We start from the raw sequence: 18,295 nt of genomic DNA, 5'->3' as shown, positions 1-18,295 counted from the left end.
NACGCGCGACGAACGCTATGCCACCGTGCAAGCGGAGAAGGCGGCGTGGGAAGAGGAATTGACGAACTGGACGCACGAGAAGGATGCGTACAGCCTGGACATGATCGAAGAACAGAAGAAGGAGCCGGGCAACTATCTGCACCCGCGCCAGGTCTTGCGCGAGCTGGAAAAAGCCATGCCGGAAGACGTGATGGTGTCGACCGACATCGGCAACATCAACTCGGTGGCAAATAGTTACTTGCGTTTTGAAAAGCCGCGCAGCTTCTTTGCGGCGATGAGCTTTGGCAACTGCGGCTACGCGTTCCCGACCATCATCGGCGCGAAAGTGGCGGCACCCCACCGTCCGGCCGTGTCGTATGCGGGCGACGGCGCCTGGGGCATGAGCCTGATGGAAACGATGACCTGCGTGCGCCACAACATTCCCGTGACGGCCGTGGTGTTCCACAACCGGCAATGGGGCGCGRAAAARAAAAACCAGGTCGATTTCTACAACCGCCGTTTTGTTGCCGGTGAGCTCGACAACCAGAGTTTTGCCGAGATCGCGCGCGCCATGGGCGCCGAAGGCATCACGGTCGACAAGCTGGAAGACGTGGGTCCGGCCTTGAAGAAGGCGATAGCCATGCAGATGAATGAAGGCAAGACGACCATCATCGAAATCATGTGTACGCGCGAGCTGGGCGACCCGTTCCGCCGCGATGCGCTGAGTAAACCGATCCGTCANTCGACAAGCTGGAAGACGTGGGTCCGGCCTTGAAGAAGGCGATAGCCATGCAGATGAATGAAGGCAAGACGACCATCATCGAAATCATGTGTACGCGCGAGCTGGGCGACCCGTTCCGCCGCGATGCGCTGAGTAAACCGATCCGTCACCTGGACAAGTATAAAGATTACGTTTGATGTGTGTGGGGCGCGGGTGATGTTGGATTACGCCCTGCGGGCTAATCCAACCTACCCAACCTGCCCAACCTGCCCAGCTGCGTAGGTCGGATTAGCCGGGCAAAGCCCGGCGTAATCCGACGCCACCCAAGCAGCACAGTCAGCCCGATCCTTGTATGACCCCGGCTTGCCGGGTTTTATGTGCCGGAACCATTGCTTCATGTTCATACCTTATGCTTCCATGGTTCCGGCATTTTTTTACCGAATTGGAGTTCCCATGAAAGCCCTGCACCGCATCATCGCCCAAGCCCGCGCCGTGCCGAAACATATCGTCTTGTGCGAGGGCGGCGACGTGCGCGTGCTGCAGGCGGCCGCGCGGGCAGCCGCCGAAGGGCTGGCGCGCATCACCATCGTCGGCCAGCCGGCCGCCATCCTCTCGCTGGCGCGCGAACACGGGCTGGACCTGGACACCGTGCGCCTGGTCGACCCGGCGGCGTCCGGCGAGGCTGAGCACTATGCCCAGCAACTGTTTGTGCTGCGCCAGGCCAAGGGCATGACGGTGGAGCAGGCGCGCATCGCCGTGCAAGACCCGCTGTGCTACGCCAACCTGATGGTGCGCCTGGGCGACGCGGACGGCTGCGTGGCGGGCGCCGTGCACACGACGGCCGACGTGGTGCGCAGCGCCATCCAGATCATCGGCGTCGATCCCGCCTTCAAGCTGGTGTCGAGCTTTTTCCTGATGATGTTGTGCGAACCGTTTCACAGCCTTAAGGGCGGTTTCATCTTTTCCGACTGTGCCCTTGTCGTTGACCCGAAGGCCGAGGAACTGGCCGATATCGCCATGGCCGCCGCCGACAGCGCGCAAGCCTTGCTGATGGAAGAGCCCAGGGTCGCCATGCTGTCGTTTTCCACCAGCGGCAGCGCCCACCATGCGGCCGTCGACAAGGTGCATGCGGCAACAGACCGGGTCAAGGCCCAGCGCCCCAAGCTGGCCATCGATGGCGACGTGCAGCTCGATGCGGCCATCGTGGCCGAGATTTCCCAGCGCAAGGTCAAGGATTCCGTCGTCAACGGCCGCGCCAACGTGCTGGTGTTCCCGAACCTCGACGCGGGCAATATCGGCTACAAGCTGGCCGAGCGGATGGGCGGCGCCGTCGCCATCGGCCCCTTGCTGCAAGGCTTGAAGAAACCGGCCAACGATCTGTCGCGCGGCTGCAGCGCCGACGATGTCTATAACGTCATTGCCGTCACGTCCGTGCAGGCCCAGGGTGGGCGCTGAGTTGTTCAGCATGCCCGTGCTGGCGCTGCTGGGCGTGGTGGCGGCAGGCACGTATTTTCAGACGGTCACGGGTTTTGGCTTGGGCATGATCGTCATGGGCGTGGCCAGCGGCCTCGGCCTGGCGCCCGTGCCGGCGCTGGCGGCCCTCGTCAGCTTATTGTCCCTGGCCAATTGCCTCGTGGCCTTGCCTGGCGCCTTGCACCACCTGGACTGGCGCGCCATCCGCGCGGCCAGCATCGGCTTGCTGCCGGCCATGGCGGCCGGCGTCTTGCTGTTGGGCTACCTGGACCAGGCGTATGCGCCCGTCCTGAAACTGTTGCTGGGCGCGGCCATCGTGTATGGCGGCGTCAGCATTTTGCTGCAGGCGGCGCCGGGACCGGGCGCGGCCGACAAGCGCAGTTTCTTCATCAGCGGCGTCTGCGGCGGCCTGTTTTCGGGCCTGTTTTCGCTGGCCGGGCCGCCGCTCGTGTACCAGTTTTATCGCCAGGAAATGAGCCTGACCACCATCCGCTACAGCCTGATCTTTTTGTTCGCCATCAGCGCGGGCGGCCGTTCGCTGATGGCGGGCAGCCAGGGCCAGCTCGATGCGAAAGTGTTACTTTTGTGCATGCTGGCCCTGCCTGTCGGCGTGCTGGCCACCATGGCCGGCAAGCGCTATCCGCCGCCGATCGCCCAGCGCGGCATGCGCCGCATCGCGTTTGCCGTGCTGACCCTGATCGGCATCTCGCTGATGGCGGCGGCCGTGCCGCAATTGCTGGGCTGACGGACAGGCGTTTAGGGACGTACGGTGGCGCTGGCGAAAAAGCGGTAGCCGGCATTGCGCGCCGTATTGATCGGCAACGACAGGCCGCTGGCCAGCTCGGTCTTGCGGCGCAGGCGGCGGATCTGCGTATCGAGGCGGCGCTGGTCGTAGTCGAGAAAATCCTCACCCAGCGACTGCACGATCTGCTGGCGGCTGACGATGCGTTCCGGCTCGGCCATCAGCACTTGCAGCACGGTGGCGTCCTGCTGCGACAGGGCGATGGCGCCGCAGCCGGGCGGGAACAGGCGGCGCGGCGCCAGTTCGAGTACCCAGGCAGGCGCGGCGGCGGGTTCGCCGAGGCGCCGCCGCAGGCTGACCAGGGTGGCCGCCAGCTCGTCCAGATCCGTATGCTTGGGCAGGTAATAGTCGGCGCCGCCATTCAGTCCGCTGACCTTGTCCTGCGTGGCGCCGCGCGCGGTGAACACGACGATGCCGAGCTGTCTGCCTTGCGCGCGCAGCGTGCGCACCAGGGCCATGCCATCGCCGTCGGGCAAGCACAGGTCGATGATGGCAATACGGTGCAGGCTGGGGGCATAGCTGGCGTGGAAGCTGGCCAGGTCGGCGACGGCGCTGACCCGGTAGCCGCATTCGCCGAGAAATTCGGTCAGTTCCTGCCGCAGCACGGCTTCATCTTCAAGCAAAATAAGGTTCGGCATGGCGCAAGGATAACCGATCACTTGCGTGGCGTGAAGGCAGGCTGTCGCTTCCTTGATATGGCTGTGTTAAGCTGCCCCGCCATGCCTTTCCTGCTTGCCATTTTTCTCTTTTTTTTGCACCCGCTTGCCACGTACGCCGCGCCGCCGGCGCTGGCGCCGCTGGTCCTGCCAGATTCCGGCCAGCCCGTCTCGGCCAGCGGCCACATGCTGCTGTTGCGGGATCCCGGAGGCACGCTCGCGGCCGATGCGGCACTGGCCTCGCCCGGCTGGCGCGTCTTGCCGGGCGCCGTCAGTGCCGGCTACACGGATGACACCGTCTGGCTGCTGCTCGCTGTGCGGCGCGGCGCGCGCGCACCCGATGAGTGGGTGTTGCGTTTTAGCAACGCCGTGCTCGATCACGCCAGCCTGTACCGGTTCGATGCCAAGGGCCAGTGGCGCGTGCAGGAGGCGGGGGCCGCCATCGCGCGCGGCGACTGGCCCGTCGATGCGCGCCAGGTGGTCTTTCCGCTGCGCCTGGAGGAGGGCGAGACCGAACGCTGGCTGGTGCGCCTGAACAGCAAGAAGGCCATGTCTACCGAGCTGGGCTTTTGGCCGCGCGCGGCGTTCGATGAGTCGTCGCGCCGCGAGTACCTGTACTATGGCTTGCAGTTCGGCACGTATCTGTTGCTGATACTGTTCCACATTTTCTTCTGGCGCATGACGGGGGAATCCCAGAGCGGCTGGTATCTGCTGTATGTGTGCACGAGCGCGACGACCGAAGCCTTCACCATCGCCATTCCCCAGCAGATTTTCGCCATGCCGAACTGGCTGTCCGATCCCGTCCTGGGCGTGTCGCTGTGCATGTCGCTGGCCGTGGGCACGCGTTTTTCTTCCTTGCAGCTGGATTTGCCGGAGCTGTTTCCCCGCCTGACCCGCTGGCTGGCGGCGATCTCCTGCGCCATGGCGGCCGCGGGCGCTTGCCTGGTGCTAAGTGGAAAATATGGTCCCGGCGTGCTTGCCGTGCAGTACACGGCGCTGCCATTGATCGTGATTTTTATCGCCACGGCAGCGTGGCTGGCATGCTGCGGTCGTCGCAGCGCGCGTGCGTTCCTGCTGATTTTCGGTATTTTTTATGCGGGCGCCATCATCAGTTTCCTGCGCAATATGGCTATCCTGCCGCCGAATTTCCTGACCAACCATGCTGCCACCTTGGGCGCGTTCGTGCACATGATGTTGATGAGCTTGCGCCTGAACCGCCGCTACGCCGGCTTGCGCCGGGCCAAGGACCTGGCGCAGGCTCAGGCCGTCCAAGCCGTGCGCGCGCTCAATGAACGGCTGGAAGAGCAGGTGGCGCTGCGCACGGCCGCGTTGCAGCAGGAGATCGGCCGGCGCGCCGCGCTCGAAGGCGAGCTGCGCGCGGCGCTGGAAGTGGAGACGCGCACGCGTGAAGAACAACAGGATTTCGTTGCCATGGTGTCGCATGAGTTCCACACGCCTTTGGCCATCATTAATACGACGGCCCAGCAAATTGCCCGCAATCCCGGCGCCGCGTGGGAAAAGACGGCGCAGCGCTGCCAGAACCTGCGCGAGGCCAGCGGTCGCATGAGCGCCCTCGTCGACGAGTACCTGAGTGCCGACCGCATGGATACGAGCTCGGCAACGTTCCGTCCCCAGTGGTACGATCCGCGCATGCTGGTCGAGAGCGTGCTGGCCGAGTGGCCGGCCGGCAGGGTGACAGCCAGCCTGCCGGATTTGCCCGCGCGCCTGCAATGCGACCCCGGCTTGCTGCGCGTGGCGCTGCGCAACCTGCTCAGCAATGCTGACCGGCATGCGCCCCAGGCGCAGGCGATCCGCTTCGATGCCAGCGTGCCCGCCGATGGCGGCATCCAGTTTACCGTCAGCAATGACGGCGAAGCACTGCCCGCCGATGAAATTCCCCGCCTGTTCCAGAAATACTTCCGTGGCCGCATCGCCCAACACAAGCCTGGCGCCGGGCTGGGCTTGTACCTGGTGCAGCGCATTGCTGAACTGCACGGCGGCCGGGTCGCACTGGAACACACGGGCAGCGATGGCATCATCAGCTTTTCGCTGCGCTTGCCGGCCTGATGGAAGCCGCCATTCCCGACTGATTCACTCGGGAATTGCTCAGGTTTGCTCACTTATAAATCTGTAATCCTTGTTATATTTCCCCTAAGAAATTTCTGTAGCTTTTGGCTATAACTATGTAGCAGAAGGCAATAGAAATGGCGCCAGGAAAGAAGGGCAGGCTGCGTCGCCTTGCGCCGCGCCGCCCGGCTGTTTTCCTGTCCGTCAGCGCCTCCCCCCACATCGACAAGGATCAACAGCATGCACCGTCACGCATCACTCAACCATATTTACCGGCTCGTCTGGAGCCACGTCCTGAATGCCTGGGTCGCCGTCGCCGAAACGTTGCGCGGACGGGGCAAGGGAGGGCGCCGCCAGCTGGCTGCCGTCGTGGCCGCCATCGGTGCGCTGGCGCTGGGCGGGCCCGCCTGTGCCGGCCCCACCGGTGGCCAGGTGGTGGCAGGCACGGCCACCATCAGCCAGTCCGGCGGCACCACGACGGTGCAGCAAGCCAGCCAGCAGGCGACGCTGAACTGGTCCAGCTTCAATGTCGGCAGCAAGGAAACCGTCAACTTTATCCAGCCTTCGTCCGGCGCGCTGGCCGTCAACCGCATTCTTGACAGCAATGGCTCGCATATCCTTGGCCGCGTGAACGCGAATGGCCAGGTATACCTGATCAACCCGAACGGCATCCTGTTTGGCCGCACGGCCCAGGTCAGCGTGGGCGGCCTGGTGGCGTCGACCCTCGATGTGGACGGCGCGAGCCTGCGCAACGGCAAGCATGTCTTCAGCGGCAAGGGCAGCGCCAGCATCGTCAATGAAGGCACGCTGCGCGCGGCCGATGGCGGCTACGTGGCCCTGATCGCAGCCCGCATCGTCAACAGCGGCACGCTCGCCGCGCGCGCCGGCAGTGTGCTGATGGGCGCCGGCAGCCAGGTCACGCTGGACGTGGGCGGTCCCGTCAAGCTGCAAGTGACGCAGGGCGCGCTCGACACGCTGATCTACAATGGCGGCGCCATCCAGGCCGACGGGGGACGGGTGCTGCTGACGGCCAAGGCGGCCGGCGAGCTGGCCGCGAGCGCCATCAACCACACCGGGGTGATCGAGGCGCACACCCTGGCTACCGGCGCAAAAGGCCAGATCGTGCTGCTGGGCGACATGGACAGGGGCACGCTCAAGGTGGGCGGCAAGCTCGACGCCAGCGCGCCGCAGGGCGGCGACGGCGGTTTCATCGAAACGAGCGCGAACCACGTGGCGGTCGGCGCCGCGCAGGTCAGCACGGCCGCCCCGCGCGGCGCGACAGGCACGTGGCTGATCGATCCGCACGACTTCACGGTCGCCGCCAGCGGCGGCAACATGACGGGCGCCGAAGTGTCGCAAGCTTTGGCCAGCACGAATTTCTCCATCATGACCACCCGCATGGGCACGACGGGCGGCAATGGCGATATCCATGTGAACGACGCCATCGCCTGGTCGGCCAACAAGCTCAGCCTGATTGCCGAGCGCAATATCAACATCAACGCGGACTTGAACGCGACGGGCAGCGCCTCGCTGGCTTACCAGTATGGGCAGGGCACGGCCGATGGCGCGGGCAGCGGCTACAAGGTGGCGGCCGGCGTGGCCGTGAATATCCCCGCGTCCGGCGCCTTCACGTGGCAAAAAGGCAGCGCTGGCACGGTGAACAATCTGGTGCTGGACAATGGCAAGGTGCGCTTCGGCGATGGCAGCCAGGATTCGTTTACGGACGACGGCCTGCTGAAAACCCCGTTTTACTTTGACAATACGAGCGCCGGCCGCGATGGCTGGTTCCAGCTGACCCTGGGCCGGCCTTTCGAGTTCGCCGTGGCGGCGGGCGGCGATGGCGGCACGGCATGGAATGCGCATGGCGAACTGCTGGTCGCCAGCGGGAACAGCGGCGGCATGCCTGGCATGGGCGGCGGCAACTATGGTGCGGCGCTGAGCAGCCGCTCCCTGAATATCGCCGGCTACCAGGAGGGACAGGGCACGGTGGTGACGTCGGGCACGCTGACTTTCAGCAGCCTGAACCAGTCGACCCGCATCGCGCACACCTATACCTTGAAGAAGGGCGATTCCTTCGTCAACATGGATAGCCGCCTGACTAACCTGAGCAGCACTGCCTTGACGAATGTGCGTATGTGGCTGGGCACGGGCGATGATTTCATCGGCGCTTCCGATGCCAACTACAAGATCAAGGGGAATATTGTCGCGGGCGCGTTCGCGCCTTTGACCGAGGGCAAAAATGCTTCGAATGCCATCATGGTCACGGAAACGAACAGCACCACATCCGGCTCCGCCGTCCTGTTCTATTCCACGACGGCGGGCGTCGATACTGTGCATAGCCGGTGCTGCGCATTCACCAATGCCATCAACCAGGATCCCCGCACCGCCGCCGTCGCTTCTGGCCGTACCGATGGCAGCTATGCCATGTTCCTGCGCGCGGCCGACCTGGCTCCCGGCCAGTCCGGCGGCCTGTCGGTCTACTATGCTGCCGCGCCCGTGGCGCAGCTGAACGACGCCATTGCCTCGGTCGACAATGCGGCCGGCAATGCATCCAAGCCCGTCTACATCCGCCTGACCCCGGGCAGCAGCGTGTACGGCGACGTGCCTGTCTTCAGCTATGCGCTGTACGACGCGCTGAGCGGCGGCCTGCTCGTCACCGATGCCAGCGCGAGCGGCACCATCTCCTGGCTCGGCGCCCCTGGCGCGACTTCCTCGGCCGGCGTCTACACGATCACCTACGACACGGGCCTGGTCCTGGGCAAGACGGGCTATACGCTGACGCCGGGCGGCCCCGTGTACTGGACGGTGACGCCGCGCGTGCTCGATGCTGCCGTCAGCAAGACCTATGACGGCAGCGCCACCTTCAATGCGGGCTTTGTCCTGTCGGGACTGGTCAATGGTGACCGCGCGCCCACCGTCAGCGGTGTGGCCAGCGCCAGCGGCCGCAACGCGGGCCGCTACGGCGGTATCGACGCCAGCGGCTTGCGTCTGTCGGACAGCAACTATGTGCTGGGCAATGTCAGCGCCAGCATCGACCCGCGCGCCATCGCCGTGACGGCCGATACGAAAAGCAAGCGCTACGGCAATGCCGACCCCAGCCTGACCTACCGGGTGACGGACGGCAGCCTGGTGGCCGGCGACAGCCTGGATGGCGTGCTGCGCCGCGCGGCCGGCGACAACGTGGGCAGCTATGCCATCGACGCTTCCGGCCTGGCCAACGCCAACTATGCCATCACGGCGCACAATGGTAGCCTGACCATCGAGCGGGATCCCTCGCTGGAAAATGCGATCCGCCTGGCGCAGCGCGCAATGACGACGGGAACCAACGATGTCGCGGCGGGCACGACGGCCTACGCCGCCGGACCTGCCGTCGCCGCCACACGGGCGCAGGGCGCCACCGGTGCCGCGGCTAGCCAGGCCGGCGGCTTGCTGCTCGTTCCCGTGGCCGACGAGGCGCCGCCTGCCGGTGGCACCATGCTGGCGGCCGCCGGTAGCGGCGACGGTGCCGGTTTCACGCGTATCCGCGTTGTCAATGGCGGCATCCGCCTGGCGCCCGCCGCTCCCGCCGCCGAAGGCGCGGCGCAATGATGACACTGAATCAACCTGACAAAGCATCCATGAAAAAACATCAACATCCACAAGCGACGCGCCTTGCCGCGGCGCTTGGCCTGGTCTTCCTGCCGTTCGCTTCTCTTGCACAAGCGCAAGTTCCACCGGATGCGGGCCAGACCCTGCAGCAGCTGCAGCCGCCCATCGCGGCGCCGCGCGCCAGCCAGCCCCTGACGATACAGGCACCGCTCGATGCGGGCCCCGTGGCACCCGGCGGACCGGCCGTGACGCTGCGCGCGGTCAGCCTGGCGGGCAATTCCGTTTTCAGCCAGGAAGCGCTGCACGCGGCGCTGGGCGAGGTGACGGGCAAGACCTTCGACCTGGCCGGCCTGCGCGCCCTGGCCGGGCGCATCACCGCGCTGTATCACGCCAGCGGCTATCCGTTCGCCCGTGCCATCGTGCCGCCGCAAGGCCTCGAGCAGGGCGCGCTGCGCATCGATATCATCGAAGGGCGCTACGGGGTGGTGCGGGCGCAAGGCGATGACGCGGCACTGGCGCGCCAGGCGGACGCCTTCCTCGGCCGCCTGCAGCCTGGCGCGGTGATCGGCAGCGCACCGCTCGAACGCGCCGCCCTGCTGCTCGACGACTTGCCAGGCATCCAGGCCAGCGCCACCATGCGACCGGGCGAGCAGGCGGGTACGGGCGACCTGATCGTCCAGCTGGCGCGCGAGCAGCGCATCCGCGGCGACATCGGCCTGGACAATGCCGGCAGCCGCTATACGGGGAAAAACCGCGTGCGGGCGAACGTCGACATCAACAGTCCCTTCCTGCTGGGCGACCAGGTCAGCGTGCGGGCATTGCTCAGCGAGGAAGAGTTGTGGCTCGGTTCGCTGGCCTACAGCATGCCGCTGGGCGCCTCCGGCTTGCGCGGCAATGTCGGCTATTCGCATACCAGCTATGCGCTGGCGAAGGAGTTCGCCAGCCTGCAGGCGAATGGCACGGCCAAGGTGGCCAGTGCCGGCCTCAGCTATCCTATTCTGCGTTCGCAGCTGGCCAACCTGACCCTGAGCGCCACCTACCAGTCGAAGGACTTGCAGGATAACCGCGACAGCACGGCCACGCATGAAAGCAAGTCCAGCAAATCGCTGCCCGTGGCCCTGCAATTCGATTACCGCGACGGCTACGATGGCGTGACGTACGGTAGCGTGAGCTGGACCCCGGGCAAGCTGACGCTCGATGCGGGCCTGGCGGCCATCGATGCTTACGGCAGCAAGGGCAACTTCCACAAGTTCAACCTCGACATCGTGCGCCTGCAATCCCTGCCTGCCGGCTTCAGTCTGATGGCCCACCTGAGCTGGCAGCAGGCGAACAACAACCTCGATTCGTCCGAGAAGCTGAGCCTGGGCGGCGCCGGCGGCGTGCGCGCGTATCCGTCGGGCGAAACCACGGGCGACGAGGGCGGGCTGGCGCAGCTGGAGTTGCGCTACGGCGCCGGCGCCTGGATGCCGTATGTCTTCATGGATGCGGGGCGCATCAGCGTCAACGCCAAGCCCGTGGTGGCCGGCGACAACCGGCGCAGCCTGGGCGGCGGCGGCCTGGGCTTGCGCTATCAGTACCAGGCGTGGAGCGCGGATGCCGCCCTGGCCTGGCGCACGGTGGGCGGCCGGCCGCAATCGGAAGCGAACAGCGATCCCCAGCCGCGCGTGTGGCTGAATCTGGAGTACCGCTTCTAGCGTCACGCCCGCCAGAGAGCAAGGTGCGCGGTTGAGCACGATTGAACCGTGCGCCTTGCAAAATAATCAAACTGCCGTTATATTCCCCGTTCTTTCTCGAACCTCTTCTTTATTGGAGCCAAAAGTGCCTCGCTTCTTCGCCATCACCTGCTAACGCTGACGAAATGCTCTCTGCAGCATCGTTCGGCGCGTTGACGCCCCCGATTGCTGCGGCACTGTTTTTGCTCCCTCCGCACACGTATCCAAGACAACCGTCTTGATCGTCCACGCCCGAACACGTCGTCAGCACCCCTGACCCTGTATGGACACGCCCCGGTGAACGGTGCGTGGGACGCTATGTTTTTACAATCTTTACCCTTATTCAAATACCCGCGCACGCCGCACCTGGAAGGTTCGCGCCTGCAGGACGGCGACGACGGTTCCGACCAGATGCCGCTGAAAAAGCTGGCCGGCCAATACGTCGTCATCGAGGAAAAAATCGATGGCGCCAACTCCGCCGTGTCGTTCAGCGATGCGGGCGAGGTGCTGCTGCAGTCGCGCGGCCACTACCTGGCGGGCGGCGGCAGCGAACGCCAGTTCAACCTGTTGAAACCGTGGGCCCATGCGCACGAACAGGCCTTGCTGCATATGCTTGAAGATCAATTTGTGCTGTTTGGCGAATGGTCGTACAGCAAGCATTCCGTGTTTTACGACCGGCTGCCCCATTACTTCAACGAGTTCGACGTGTATTGCCGCCGCACGCAGATGTTCTTGTCGACGGCGCGCCGCCACGCCATGCTGGCCGGCTCGCCCGTACTGTCCGTGCCCGTGCTGTATGCGGGCACCATGCCCGCGTCGCCGAAACAGCTGTGGCAGCTGCTGCGCCATTCGCTGGCCAAGTCCCGCCTGTGGCGCGATGCTTTCGAGGACGTGGTGGCGCGCGAGCGCCTGCCGCTGGACCTGTGCTGGAAGCAGACGGACAAGTCCGACCACGCGGAAGGCCTGTACCTGAAAGTGGAAGACGACGAGCAAGTGCTGGCGCGCTACAAGCTGGTGCGCCATGACTTTACGCAAACCATCCTCGACAGCGGCTCGCACCACAGCACGCGGCCATTGATCCCGAACCTGCTGGCCGACGGCGTCGATCTGTACGCGCCGCAGCCGCTGGTCACCTGGGAGAGCCTGGGCTTGCATACCTGCCAGTCGCTCGACGAACTGGCAGCTTACTCAAGGAGTATGAAATGATGAATTGGAAAACCCTGCAGCAACTGGTGCCGCCAGCGGGCCGGTCGCCCGACTTTAGCGCCTGCCTGGCCGCCTTTCCCCAGCTGGAACTGGCGAAGACGACGCCGCAAAATCCCGTGTACCACGCGGAAGGCGATGTGTGGACGCATACGATGATGGTGGTGGAATCCCTGCTGGGCATGCTTGAGTATCAGCAAGCCACGCGGGCGGAACAGGAAATCGTGTTCCTGGCTGCCTTGCTGCACGACGTGGCCAAGTGCAGCACCACCGTGATTGATCCCGTGACGGGCGCCATCGGCCAGCCTGGCCACTCGCGCAAGGGCGCGCTCGATGCGCGCATCGCCTTGTGGGACTATGATGTGCCGTTTGCCGCGCGCGAGGAAATCTGCCGCTTGATCAACGTGCATCAAGTGCCGTTCTTCGCGCTGGAAACGTCGCGGCGCGGCGTCACGCCCGAGTTCACCGTGCGCGAACTGTCGTGGCAAGTCGATATCCGGCTGCTGGCCATGCTGGCCGAGGCCGATATCCGCGGGCGCATCTGCCCCGACCCGCAGCGCATCCTCGACGCCATCGAGCTGTTCCGCGAACTGGCGCGCGAGGAGGGCTGCTACGGCCAGCGCAGGGTCTTTGTCGACGACCACACGCGCGTCAAATACTTTCGCGGCGCCGAGGCGCATCCCGACTATCCGTTGTTCCAGGAACCGGGTTCGCAGGTGATCGTCATGTCGGGCTTGCCCGCGTCCGGCAAGAATACCTGGGTGGACAAGCACCATCCGCGCCTGCCCGTCGTGTCCTTCGACGATGCGCGTATCGCACTGGGCTTGAAGCATGGCAAGAACGAAGGCCAGGTGGGCGACTATGCGGAAGAGCGGGCGCGCGAGCTGCTGCGCAAGCACGAACCATTCGTGTGGAATGCCACGCATTTGTCCAAACTGATGCGTGAAAAGACGCTCAACCTGCTGTACAAATACCACGCGCAGGTGGAGCTGGTTTACCTGGAGCAGCCGCGCAAGGAGCTGCTGCGGCGCAACGGTCAGCGCGACACCTCGCTCAGCAACAAGAAGCTGCAAGCGATGTTGTGGAACTGGGAAATCCCGCTGCCGATGGAGGCGCACACGGTGCGCTACGAGGTGGCTTGACGTCCTATCGCCTCAAGCCGCCCAGCAATTGCGCGATCTCGCTGAACAGTTCATTGTTCAGCGAGGCGGGCAGGGTGGTGGCCAGGCTGCGGCTGTAGTAGGCGCCCAGGTCCAGTCCCAGTCCCAGCCCGCAAATTTCCACGGCGCCCTGCGCTTCGCGGCGCGCCACCACCTGTTTCAGATGCTGCGCCAGGTAAAACTCGTCGTTGGCCAGATTCGTGGCCGTATCCATCGGGCAACCATCTGACACGACGAGCAGGATGCGCCGCCGCTCGGGGCGCGCCAGCATGCGGCTGCACGCCCAGTCCACCGCTTCGCCATCGACGCCTTCGCGGTACAAATCCGCCTTCAGCAGTGCCGCGATGTCGGGCCGCGCGCGGCGCCAGCTGGTGTCGCCATCCTTGAAGACCATGTGCACGAGTTCATTCAAGCGGCCCGGATGGGCGGGCGAACGGGCGCGCATCCAGTCGCGTTTGACTCTTCCCCCGTTCCATGCGCCCGTCGTAAAGCCCAGCAATTCCGTGGTGATGCCCGCCTGGTCCAGCGCGCGCAGCAGAATATCGAGCAGCACGGCCACGGATTCCGCATGCGTTTTCATGGAGCCGGAGCAATCGACGAGGAAGGTGACGAGGCAATCGGCTTGCGGCAGGAATTGTTCCTTGCGGAACAGCCTGCGCTCGGACGGCGAGCTGATCAGCTGCGCCAGGCGCCGGCCGTCGATGTATCCCTCTTCCTCCCCGAACGACCAGCCGTCGCGCTGTGGCACGGCCAGCAATTGCGTGAAACGCCGCGCCAGGCGGGCCGTGTTGATGCCCAGGCTGGCGATGCGCGCATCCATGCGTTCGCGGTAGTCGAGCAGCAGGGCGCGGCGCACGAGGTCGCCCGCTTGCTCTTCGCGGTCATAGGCCGTGGAGTACACCTTGTAGCCGCCGTCGCCATCGCTGAAGGCGCGGCTCTCGCCCAGCGGGGCGGCATCGGGAAGGTGGTCGTTCTCGCTGTCGAAATCGAGCAGCAGCCTGAAGGCGGCCTGCGCTTTCGCGTCGCCGGCTGCGTCCTGCTCGCCATCCTGCGCCGCCTGCGCCTCTTTCAGCATGGCGTCGACGGCATGGGCGATGGCCAGCGCGTGGCGCGCATAGGCGGCCTGGTCGGCACGGTGGCGGCGCAAGCCCGCCAGGTCGCCGCCCAGTTGCGAAGTGAGCGACCAGCGCGTCGCCTCGATAAAATCTTCCGTCTTTTCCAGCACGGCCCGTGCCGTCAGGCGCGACCAGCACATCTGGAACACTGTATATAAGAGCAAGCCCGAGGCGCCCTCGGCCAGGCCGGAATCGTAAAACGCGTGCGACCAGGCCGTAAAACGGTGGCGCAGGTTGGCGATGACGCCGGCATGTCGCTCCGGCGCCAGGGTTTCAACTCTTAACTGTTCCAGCAGCTCGAAGACGAGGCGCGCCACGGGTTCAAGCGGGCACAGCGACTTGTGCAGGACCGCATCCGTGTGCAGCAGGCGCAGGGCCACGCTGTCGGCCGCGCCGCGCAGCGACGGCAAATCCTGCAGCGCAGCATCGGGCTGCAGATGGGCGGCGTGGATGGGCAGCGGGCGGTGGCCGTCGTGCAGGCGCCGTCCGCGGTAGCGTATCGAGGGGGAGCCGCTGAGTGCCCGGATGGCGCCCGCGCACAGCTCGTCCGTTTCCTGCTGCTCGCGCGTGTAGGCGGCAGGCGCGGTCGCTTCGGTACTCATGCCTGGCTCGCCAGCAATTCCTCGTTGAAACAGCGCTGGTAGTACTCGGCCACCATGGGCCGCTCAGCCTCGTCGCATTTGTTGAGGAAGGACAGGCGGAAGGCGAGGGCCGGATCGCGGAAGATCTGGCAATTCTCGGCCCAGGTAATCACCGTGCGCGGCGACATCAGGCAAGCCAGGTCGCCCGCCGCATAGCCGTGGCGCGTGAGGCTGGCCACGGCCACCATGCGGCTTGCCAGCTGGCGGCCCGCCGCGTCATTCATGGCGGGAACACGGGCCAGCACGATGTCCGTTTCCTCATCCTGCGGCAGATAGTTCAAGGTGGCAACGATATTCCAGCGGTCGATCTGCGCGTGATTGAGCACTTGCGTGCCGTGGTACATGCCGTTCAGGTTGCCCAGGCCCACCGTGTTCGAGGTGGCGAACAGGCGGAAGTGGGGGTGCGGCGTGATGACGCGGTTCTGGTCGAGCAGGGTGAACTTGCCGTCGCGCTCGAGGATACGCTGGATGACGAACATCACGTCGGGGCGGCCCGCGTCGTACTCGTCGAAGATCAGGGCCACGGGCCTTTGCAAGGACCAGGGCACGATGCCTTCCTGGAATTCGGTGACTTGCTGCTGCTCGCGCAGCACGATGGCGTCCTTGCCGACCAGGTCCAGGCGGCTGATGTGGCCATCGAGGTTGACCCGCACGCAAGGCCAGTTCAGGCGCGCCGCCACCTGCTCGATATGCGTGGACTTGCCGGTGCCGTGCAAGCCTTGCACCATCACGCGCCGATTGTGCGTGAAGCCGGCGAGTATCGCCAGGGTGACGTCCTTGTTGAAGCGGTAGGCGGGGTCGATGTCGGGCACGTGCGGGTCGCGCTCCGTAAAGACGGGCACGAGCAGGTCGCTGTCGATATGGAACAGGCTGCGCACGGATTGCATGGTTTGCGCTGCGGCGGCGGGGGGATGTTGGCGTGAATCTGGCACCTTGTTCTCCTGTGAAACCGCAGCGTGGGCGCTGCGGCGGTTATGTGTGAGTTGCGGAGTTACCGGCTTGCAATGCGTCGTCGTCCCCGCCCGTCGTCGGCATGGTTTCCGATTCGATGGCGGCCAGGGCTTGCGCGGCGCGTTGCAATGCTGGCAAGAAATGTAAAGCCTTGTCGTGCGTCAAACGGATGATGGGCGCCTGGATCGCCACGGCCAGGTTCGAGCGGCCGTTCGGGTTCGGTACCAGCACGGCCACGCACAGCAGGCCGGGCAGGAATTCCTCGTCGTCCAGCGCATAGCCGTTGCGGCGCACCAGTTCCAGTTCGCGTTCCAGCTTGACGGGATCCGTTTCCGTCTTGTCCGTAAAACGCGTCAATTCCATGTGGCCCAGCAGGCGGCGCCGCTGCACGGGCGTCATCTGCGCCAGGAACAGCTTGCCGCTCGACGAGCAGTGGGCCGGCACGCGCGAACCGGGATGCAGATAGAAGCGCAGCGGTGCCGCCGTTTCCACCCGGTCCAGGTACACCACTTCGCTGCCGCTGAAGGCCGTCAGGTTGCAGCTTTCGCCCACTTCCTCGACCAGCTGGCGCAAGACCATGCGGCGCGCGCCATGGAAAGTGTTGTTAATCAAGAGGTTCGACGCCAGGCGGCGCAGGCGTACGCCCGTGCTGTAGTGGCGGCCATCGCTTTCGCGCTGCAGCACGCCCACGCTTTCCAGCTGCTGCAGCATGCGGTGCAAGGTGGGCTTCGGCAGCCCCGTTTCTTCCACCAGCGCTTGCAGTGACAGCAACTGGTCTTTTTCGGCAATCACTTCCAGCAAGGCAAACAAACGCATCGTGGGCGTGTCGCCTTCCAGTTTTTCCGGCTCAAGTTTTGGGGATGAAATCATGTCCATGGTGGCCTCGGTTGGGTATCTGAGTGTGACGTCAGCTTATTTCATTTTCGAACTCAAATTGTACCGTTTCCTTGAAAATCTGTTTGACTTTTGCACGTCGAACGCTTAAATTGAATTGTATATCAAATTTCGGAACAAAATATACCGATTTTTGATAAATAAGTTGATACTACGCTGCAGTTCATTACCACAGACCAGGAGACACCCATGAATGACATGACCGAGCAAAAAGCCGCCGCAGCCGCAGCGATACCTGTAGGCCCGCAAAAGATGACGCCTTCCGAAGCGTTTGTGGAAACCCTGGCCGCCAATGGTGTGACCGACATGTTCGGCATCATGGGCTCGGCCTTCATGGACCCGATGGACATTTTTGCACCCGCCGGCATCCGCCTGATTCCTGTCGTGCACGAGCAGGGCGCCGGCCACATGGCCGACGGCTACGCCCGCGTGTCGGGCCGCCATGGCGTCGTCATCGGCCAGAACGGCCCCGGCATCAGCAATTGCGTCACGGCCATTGCCGCCGCCTACTGGGCGCACACGCCCGTTGTCATCATCACGCCCGAGACGGGCACGATGAGCATGGGCCTGGGCGGCTTCCAGGAAGCGAACCAATTGCCGATGTTCGAGGAATTCACCAAATACCAGGGCCACGTCACGCATCCGGCGCGCATGGCCGAATACACGGGCCGCTGCTTCGACCGCGCCATGTCGGAAATGGGCCCGACGCAATTGAACATTCCGCGCGACTATTTTTATGGCGAAATCAAGGCCGAGATCCCGAAACCGAGCCGTTTGGACCGTGGCGCCGGCGGCGAGCACAGCCTCAATGAAGCGGCCGAACTGCTGGCGCAAGCCAAGTTCCCCGTGATTATCTCGGGCGGCGGCGTCGTCATGGGCGACGCCATCGAGGAATGCAAGGCGCTGGCCGAGCGCCTGGGTGCGCCCGTCGTCAACAGCTACCTGCATAACGACTCGTTCCCGGCCAGCCACCCGCTGTGGTGCGGCCCGCTCGGCTACCAGGGTTCCAAGGCGGCCATGAAACTGATCGCCCAGGCCGACGTCGTCGTCGCCTTGGGTTCGCGCCTGGGACCGTTCGGCACCTTGCCGCAACACGGCATGGATTACTGGCCGAAGAACGCCAAGATCATCCAGATCGATGCCGACAACAAGATGCTGGGGCTGGTGAAAAAGATTTCGGTGGGTATCTGCGGCGACGCCAAGGCGGCCGCCAAGGCGATTATTGCCCGTCTGGATGGTAAAAAACTGGACTGCGACGCGACGCGCGACGAACGCTATGCCACCGTGCAAGCGGAGAAGGCGGCGTGGGAAGAGGAATTGACGAACTGGACGC

At 64.7% G+C, this 18,295-nt stretch carries 13 protein-coding genes and 1 pseudogene; 10 read left to right on the top strand and 4 right to left on the bottom strand.

From position 1 onward, the window contains the following. Nucleotide 1: 1 nt before the first annotated feature. The 4 genes and pseudogenes from CBW66_RS21485 to CBW66_RS21475 form a co-directional block, all read left to right on the top strand. Nucleotides 2–754, top strand: a pseudogene (locus tag CBW66_RS21485) (thiamine pyrophosphate-dependent enzyme); the annotation flags it as partial. Between the two features lie 14 nt (nt 755–768). Beyond that, complete coding sequence (locus CBW66_RS29715; protein ID WP_301178772.1) at nt 769–897, top strand: hypothetical protein; 129 nt, start codon at nt 769–771, stop codon at nt 895–897. A 256-nt stretch (nt 898–1,153) separates the two neighbouring features. Further along, nucleotides 1,154–2,155 (top strand): phosphate acetyltransferase, encoded by a 1,002-nt coding sequence (gene pta, locus CBW66_RS21480; protein ID WP_086139450.1) that lies wholly within the window; start codon nt 1,154–1,156, stop codon nt 2,153–2,155. 10 nt (nt 2,156–2,165) lie between these two features. Next, complete coding sequence (locus CBW66_RS21475) at nt 2,166–2,918, top strand: TSUP family transporter (RefSeq protein ID WP_086139475.1); 753 nt, start codon at nt 2,166–2,168, stop codon at nt 2,916–2,918. An 11-nt stretch (nt 2,919–2,929) separates the two neighbouring features. On the opposite strand, the gene CBW66_RS21470 is transcribed toward CBW66_RS21475, so the two are convergent. Then, nucleotides 2,930–3,613, bottom strand: a complete 684-nt coding sequence (locus CBW66_RS21470; RefSeq protein WP_086139476.1) for a response regulator transcription factor — start codon at nt 3,611–3,613, stop codon at nt 2,930–2,932. 81 nt (nt 3,614–3,694) lie between these two features. Between CBW66_RS21470 and CBW66_RS21465 the strand changes: the two genes are divergently transcribed. The 5 genes from CBW66_RS21465 to CBW66_RS21445 all read left to right on the top strand — a co-directional run bounded on the left by CBW66_RS21465 (nt 3,695) and on the right by CBW66_RS21445 (nt 13,343). After that, nucleotides 3,695–5,698, top strand: coding sequence for a sensor histidine kinase (locus tag CBW66_RS21465; protein WP_170933077.1), 2,004 nt, complete (start codon nt 3,695–3,697; stop codon nt 5,696–5,698). A gap of 240 nt (nt 5,699–5,938) precedes the next feature. Then, on the top strand, nt 5,939–9,286 hold the full coding sequence (locus CBW66_RS21460; protein ID WP_086139477.1) for an MBG domain-containing protein: 3,348 nt from the start codon (nt 5,939–5,941) through the stop codon (nt 9,284–9,286). A 29-nt stretch (nt 9,287–9,315) separates the two neighbouring features. Beyond that, on the top strand, nt 9,316–10,980 hold the full coding sequence (locus tag CBW66_RS21455; RefSeq protein ID WP_086139452.1) for a ShlB/FhaC/HecB family hemolysin secretion/activation protein: 1,665 nt from the start codon (nt 9,316–9,318) through the stop codon (nt 10,978–10,980). A 336-nt stretch (nt 10,981–11,316) separates the two neighbouring features. Beyond that, entirely contained in the window at nt 11,317–12,204 is an 888-nt protein-coding gene (locus CBW66_RS21450; protein ID WP_086139453.1) for an RNA ligase family protein, read from the top strand. Then, nucleotides 12,204–13,343, top strand: coding sequence for an AAA family ATPase (locus CBW66_RS21445; RefSeq protein ID WP_086139454.1), 1,140 nt, complete (start codon nt 12,204–12,206; stop codon nt 13,341–13,343). Before CBW66_RS21450 ends, CBW66_RS21445 begins: the two co-directional genes overlap by 1 nt. 4 nt (nt 13,344–13,347) lie before the next feature. On the opposite strand, the gene CBW66_RS21440 is transcribed toward CBW66_RS21445, so the two are convergent. The 3 genes from CBW66_RS21440 to CBW66_RS21430 form a co-directional block, all read right to left on the bottom strand. Beyond that, complete coding sequence (locus CBW66_RS21440; RefSeq protein WP_086139455.1) at nt 13,348–15,078, bottom strand: cobalt chelatase; 1,731 nt, start codon at nt 15,076–15,078, stop codon at nt 13,348–13,350. After that, nucleotides 15,075–16,004: an AAA family ATPase gene (locus CBW66_RS21435; RefSeq protein WP_086139456.1), complete on the bottom strand. Its 930-nt coding sequence runs from the start codon at nt 16,002–16,004 to the stop codon at nt 15,075–15,077. The genes CBW66_RS21440 and CBW66_RS21435 overlap by 4 nt, the downstream gene beginning before the upstream one ends. A gap of 85 nt (nt 16,005–16,089) precedes the next feature. Continuing rightward, the gene (locus CBW66_RS21430; RefSeq protein ID WP_086139457.1) at nt 16,090–16,944 is read right to left on the bottom strand and encodes an IclR family transcriptional regulator; all 855 of its coding nucleotides are present in this window, start codon (nt 16,942–16,944) and stop codon (nt 16,090–16,092) included. 207 nt (nt 16,945–17,151) lie between these two features. Here CBW66_RS21430 and CBW66_RS21425 point away from each other — a divergent pair. After that, on the top strand, nt 17,152–18,295 hold a 1,144-nt coding region (locus CBW66_RS21425; RefSeq protein WP_139843064.1), incomplete at its 3' end, for a sulfoacetaldehyde acetyltransferase.

This window comes from Janthinobacterium sp. GW456P (assembly GCF_002127655.1).
Classification (GTDB): Bacteria; Pseudomonadota; Gammaproteobacteria; order Burkholderiales; family Burkholderiaceae_D; genus Janthinobacterium.
Note: the sequence above shows the minus strand (reverse complement) of the source record. Positions and strands in the feature narration are given on the sequence as shown.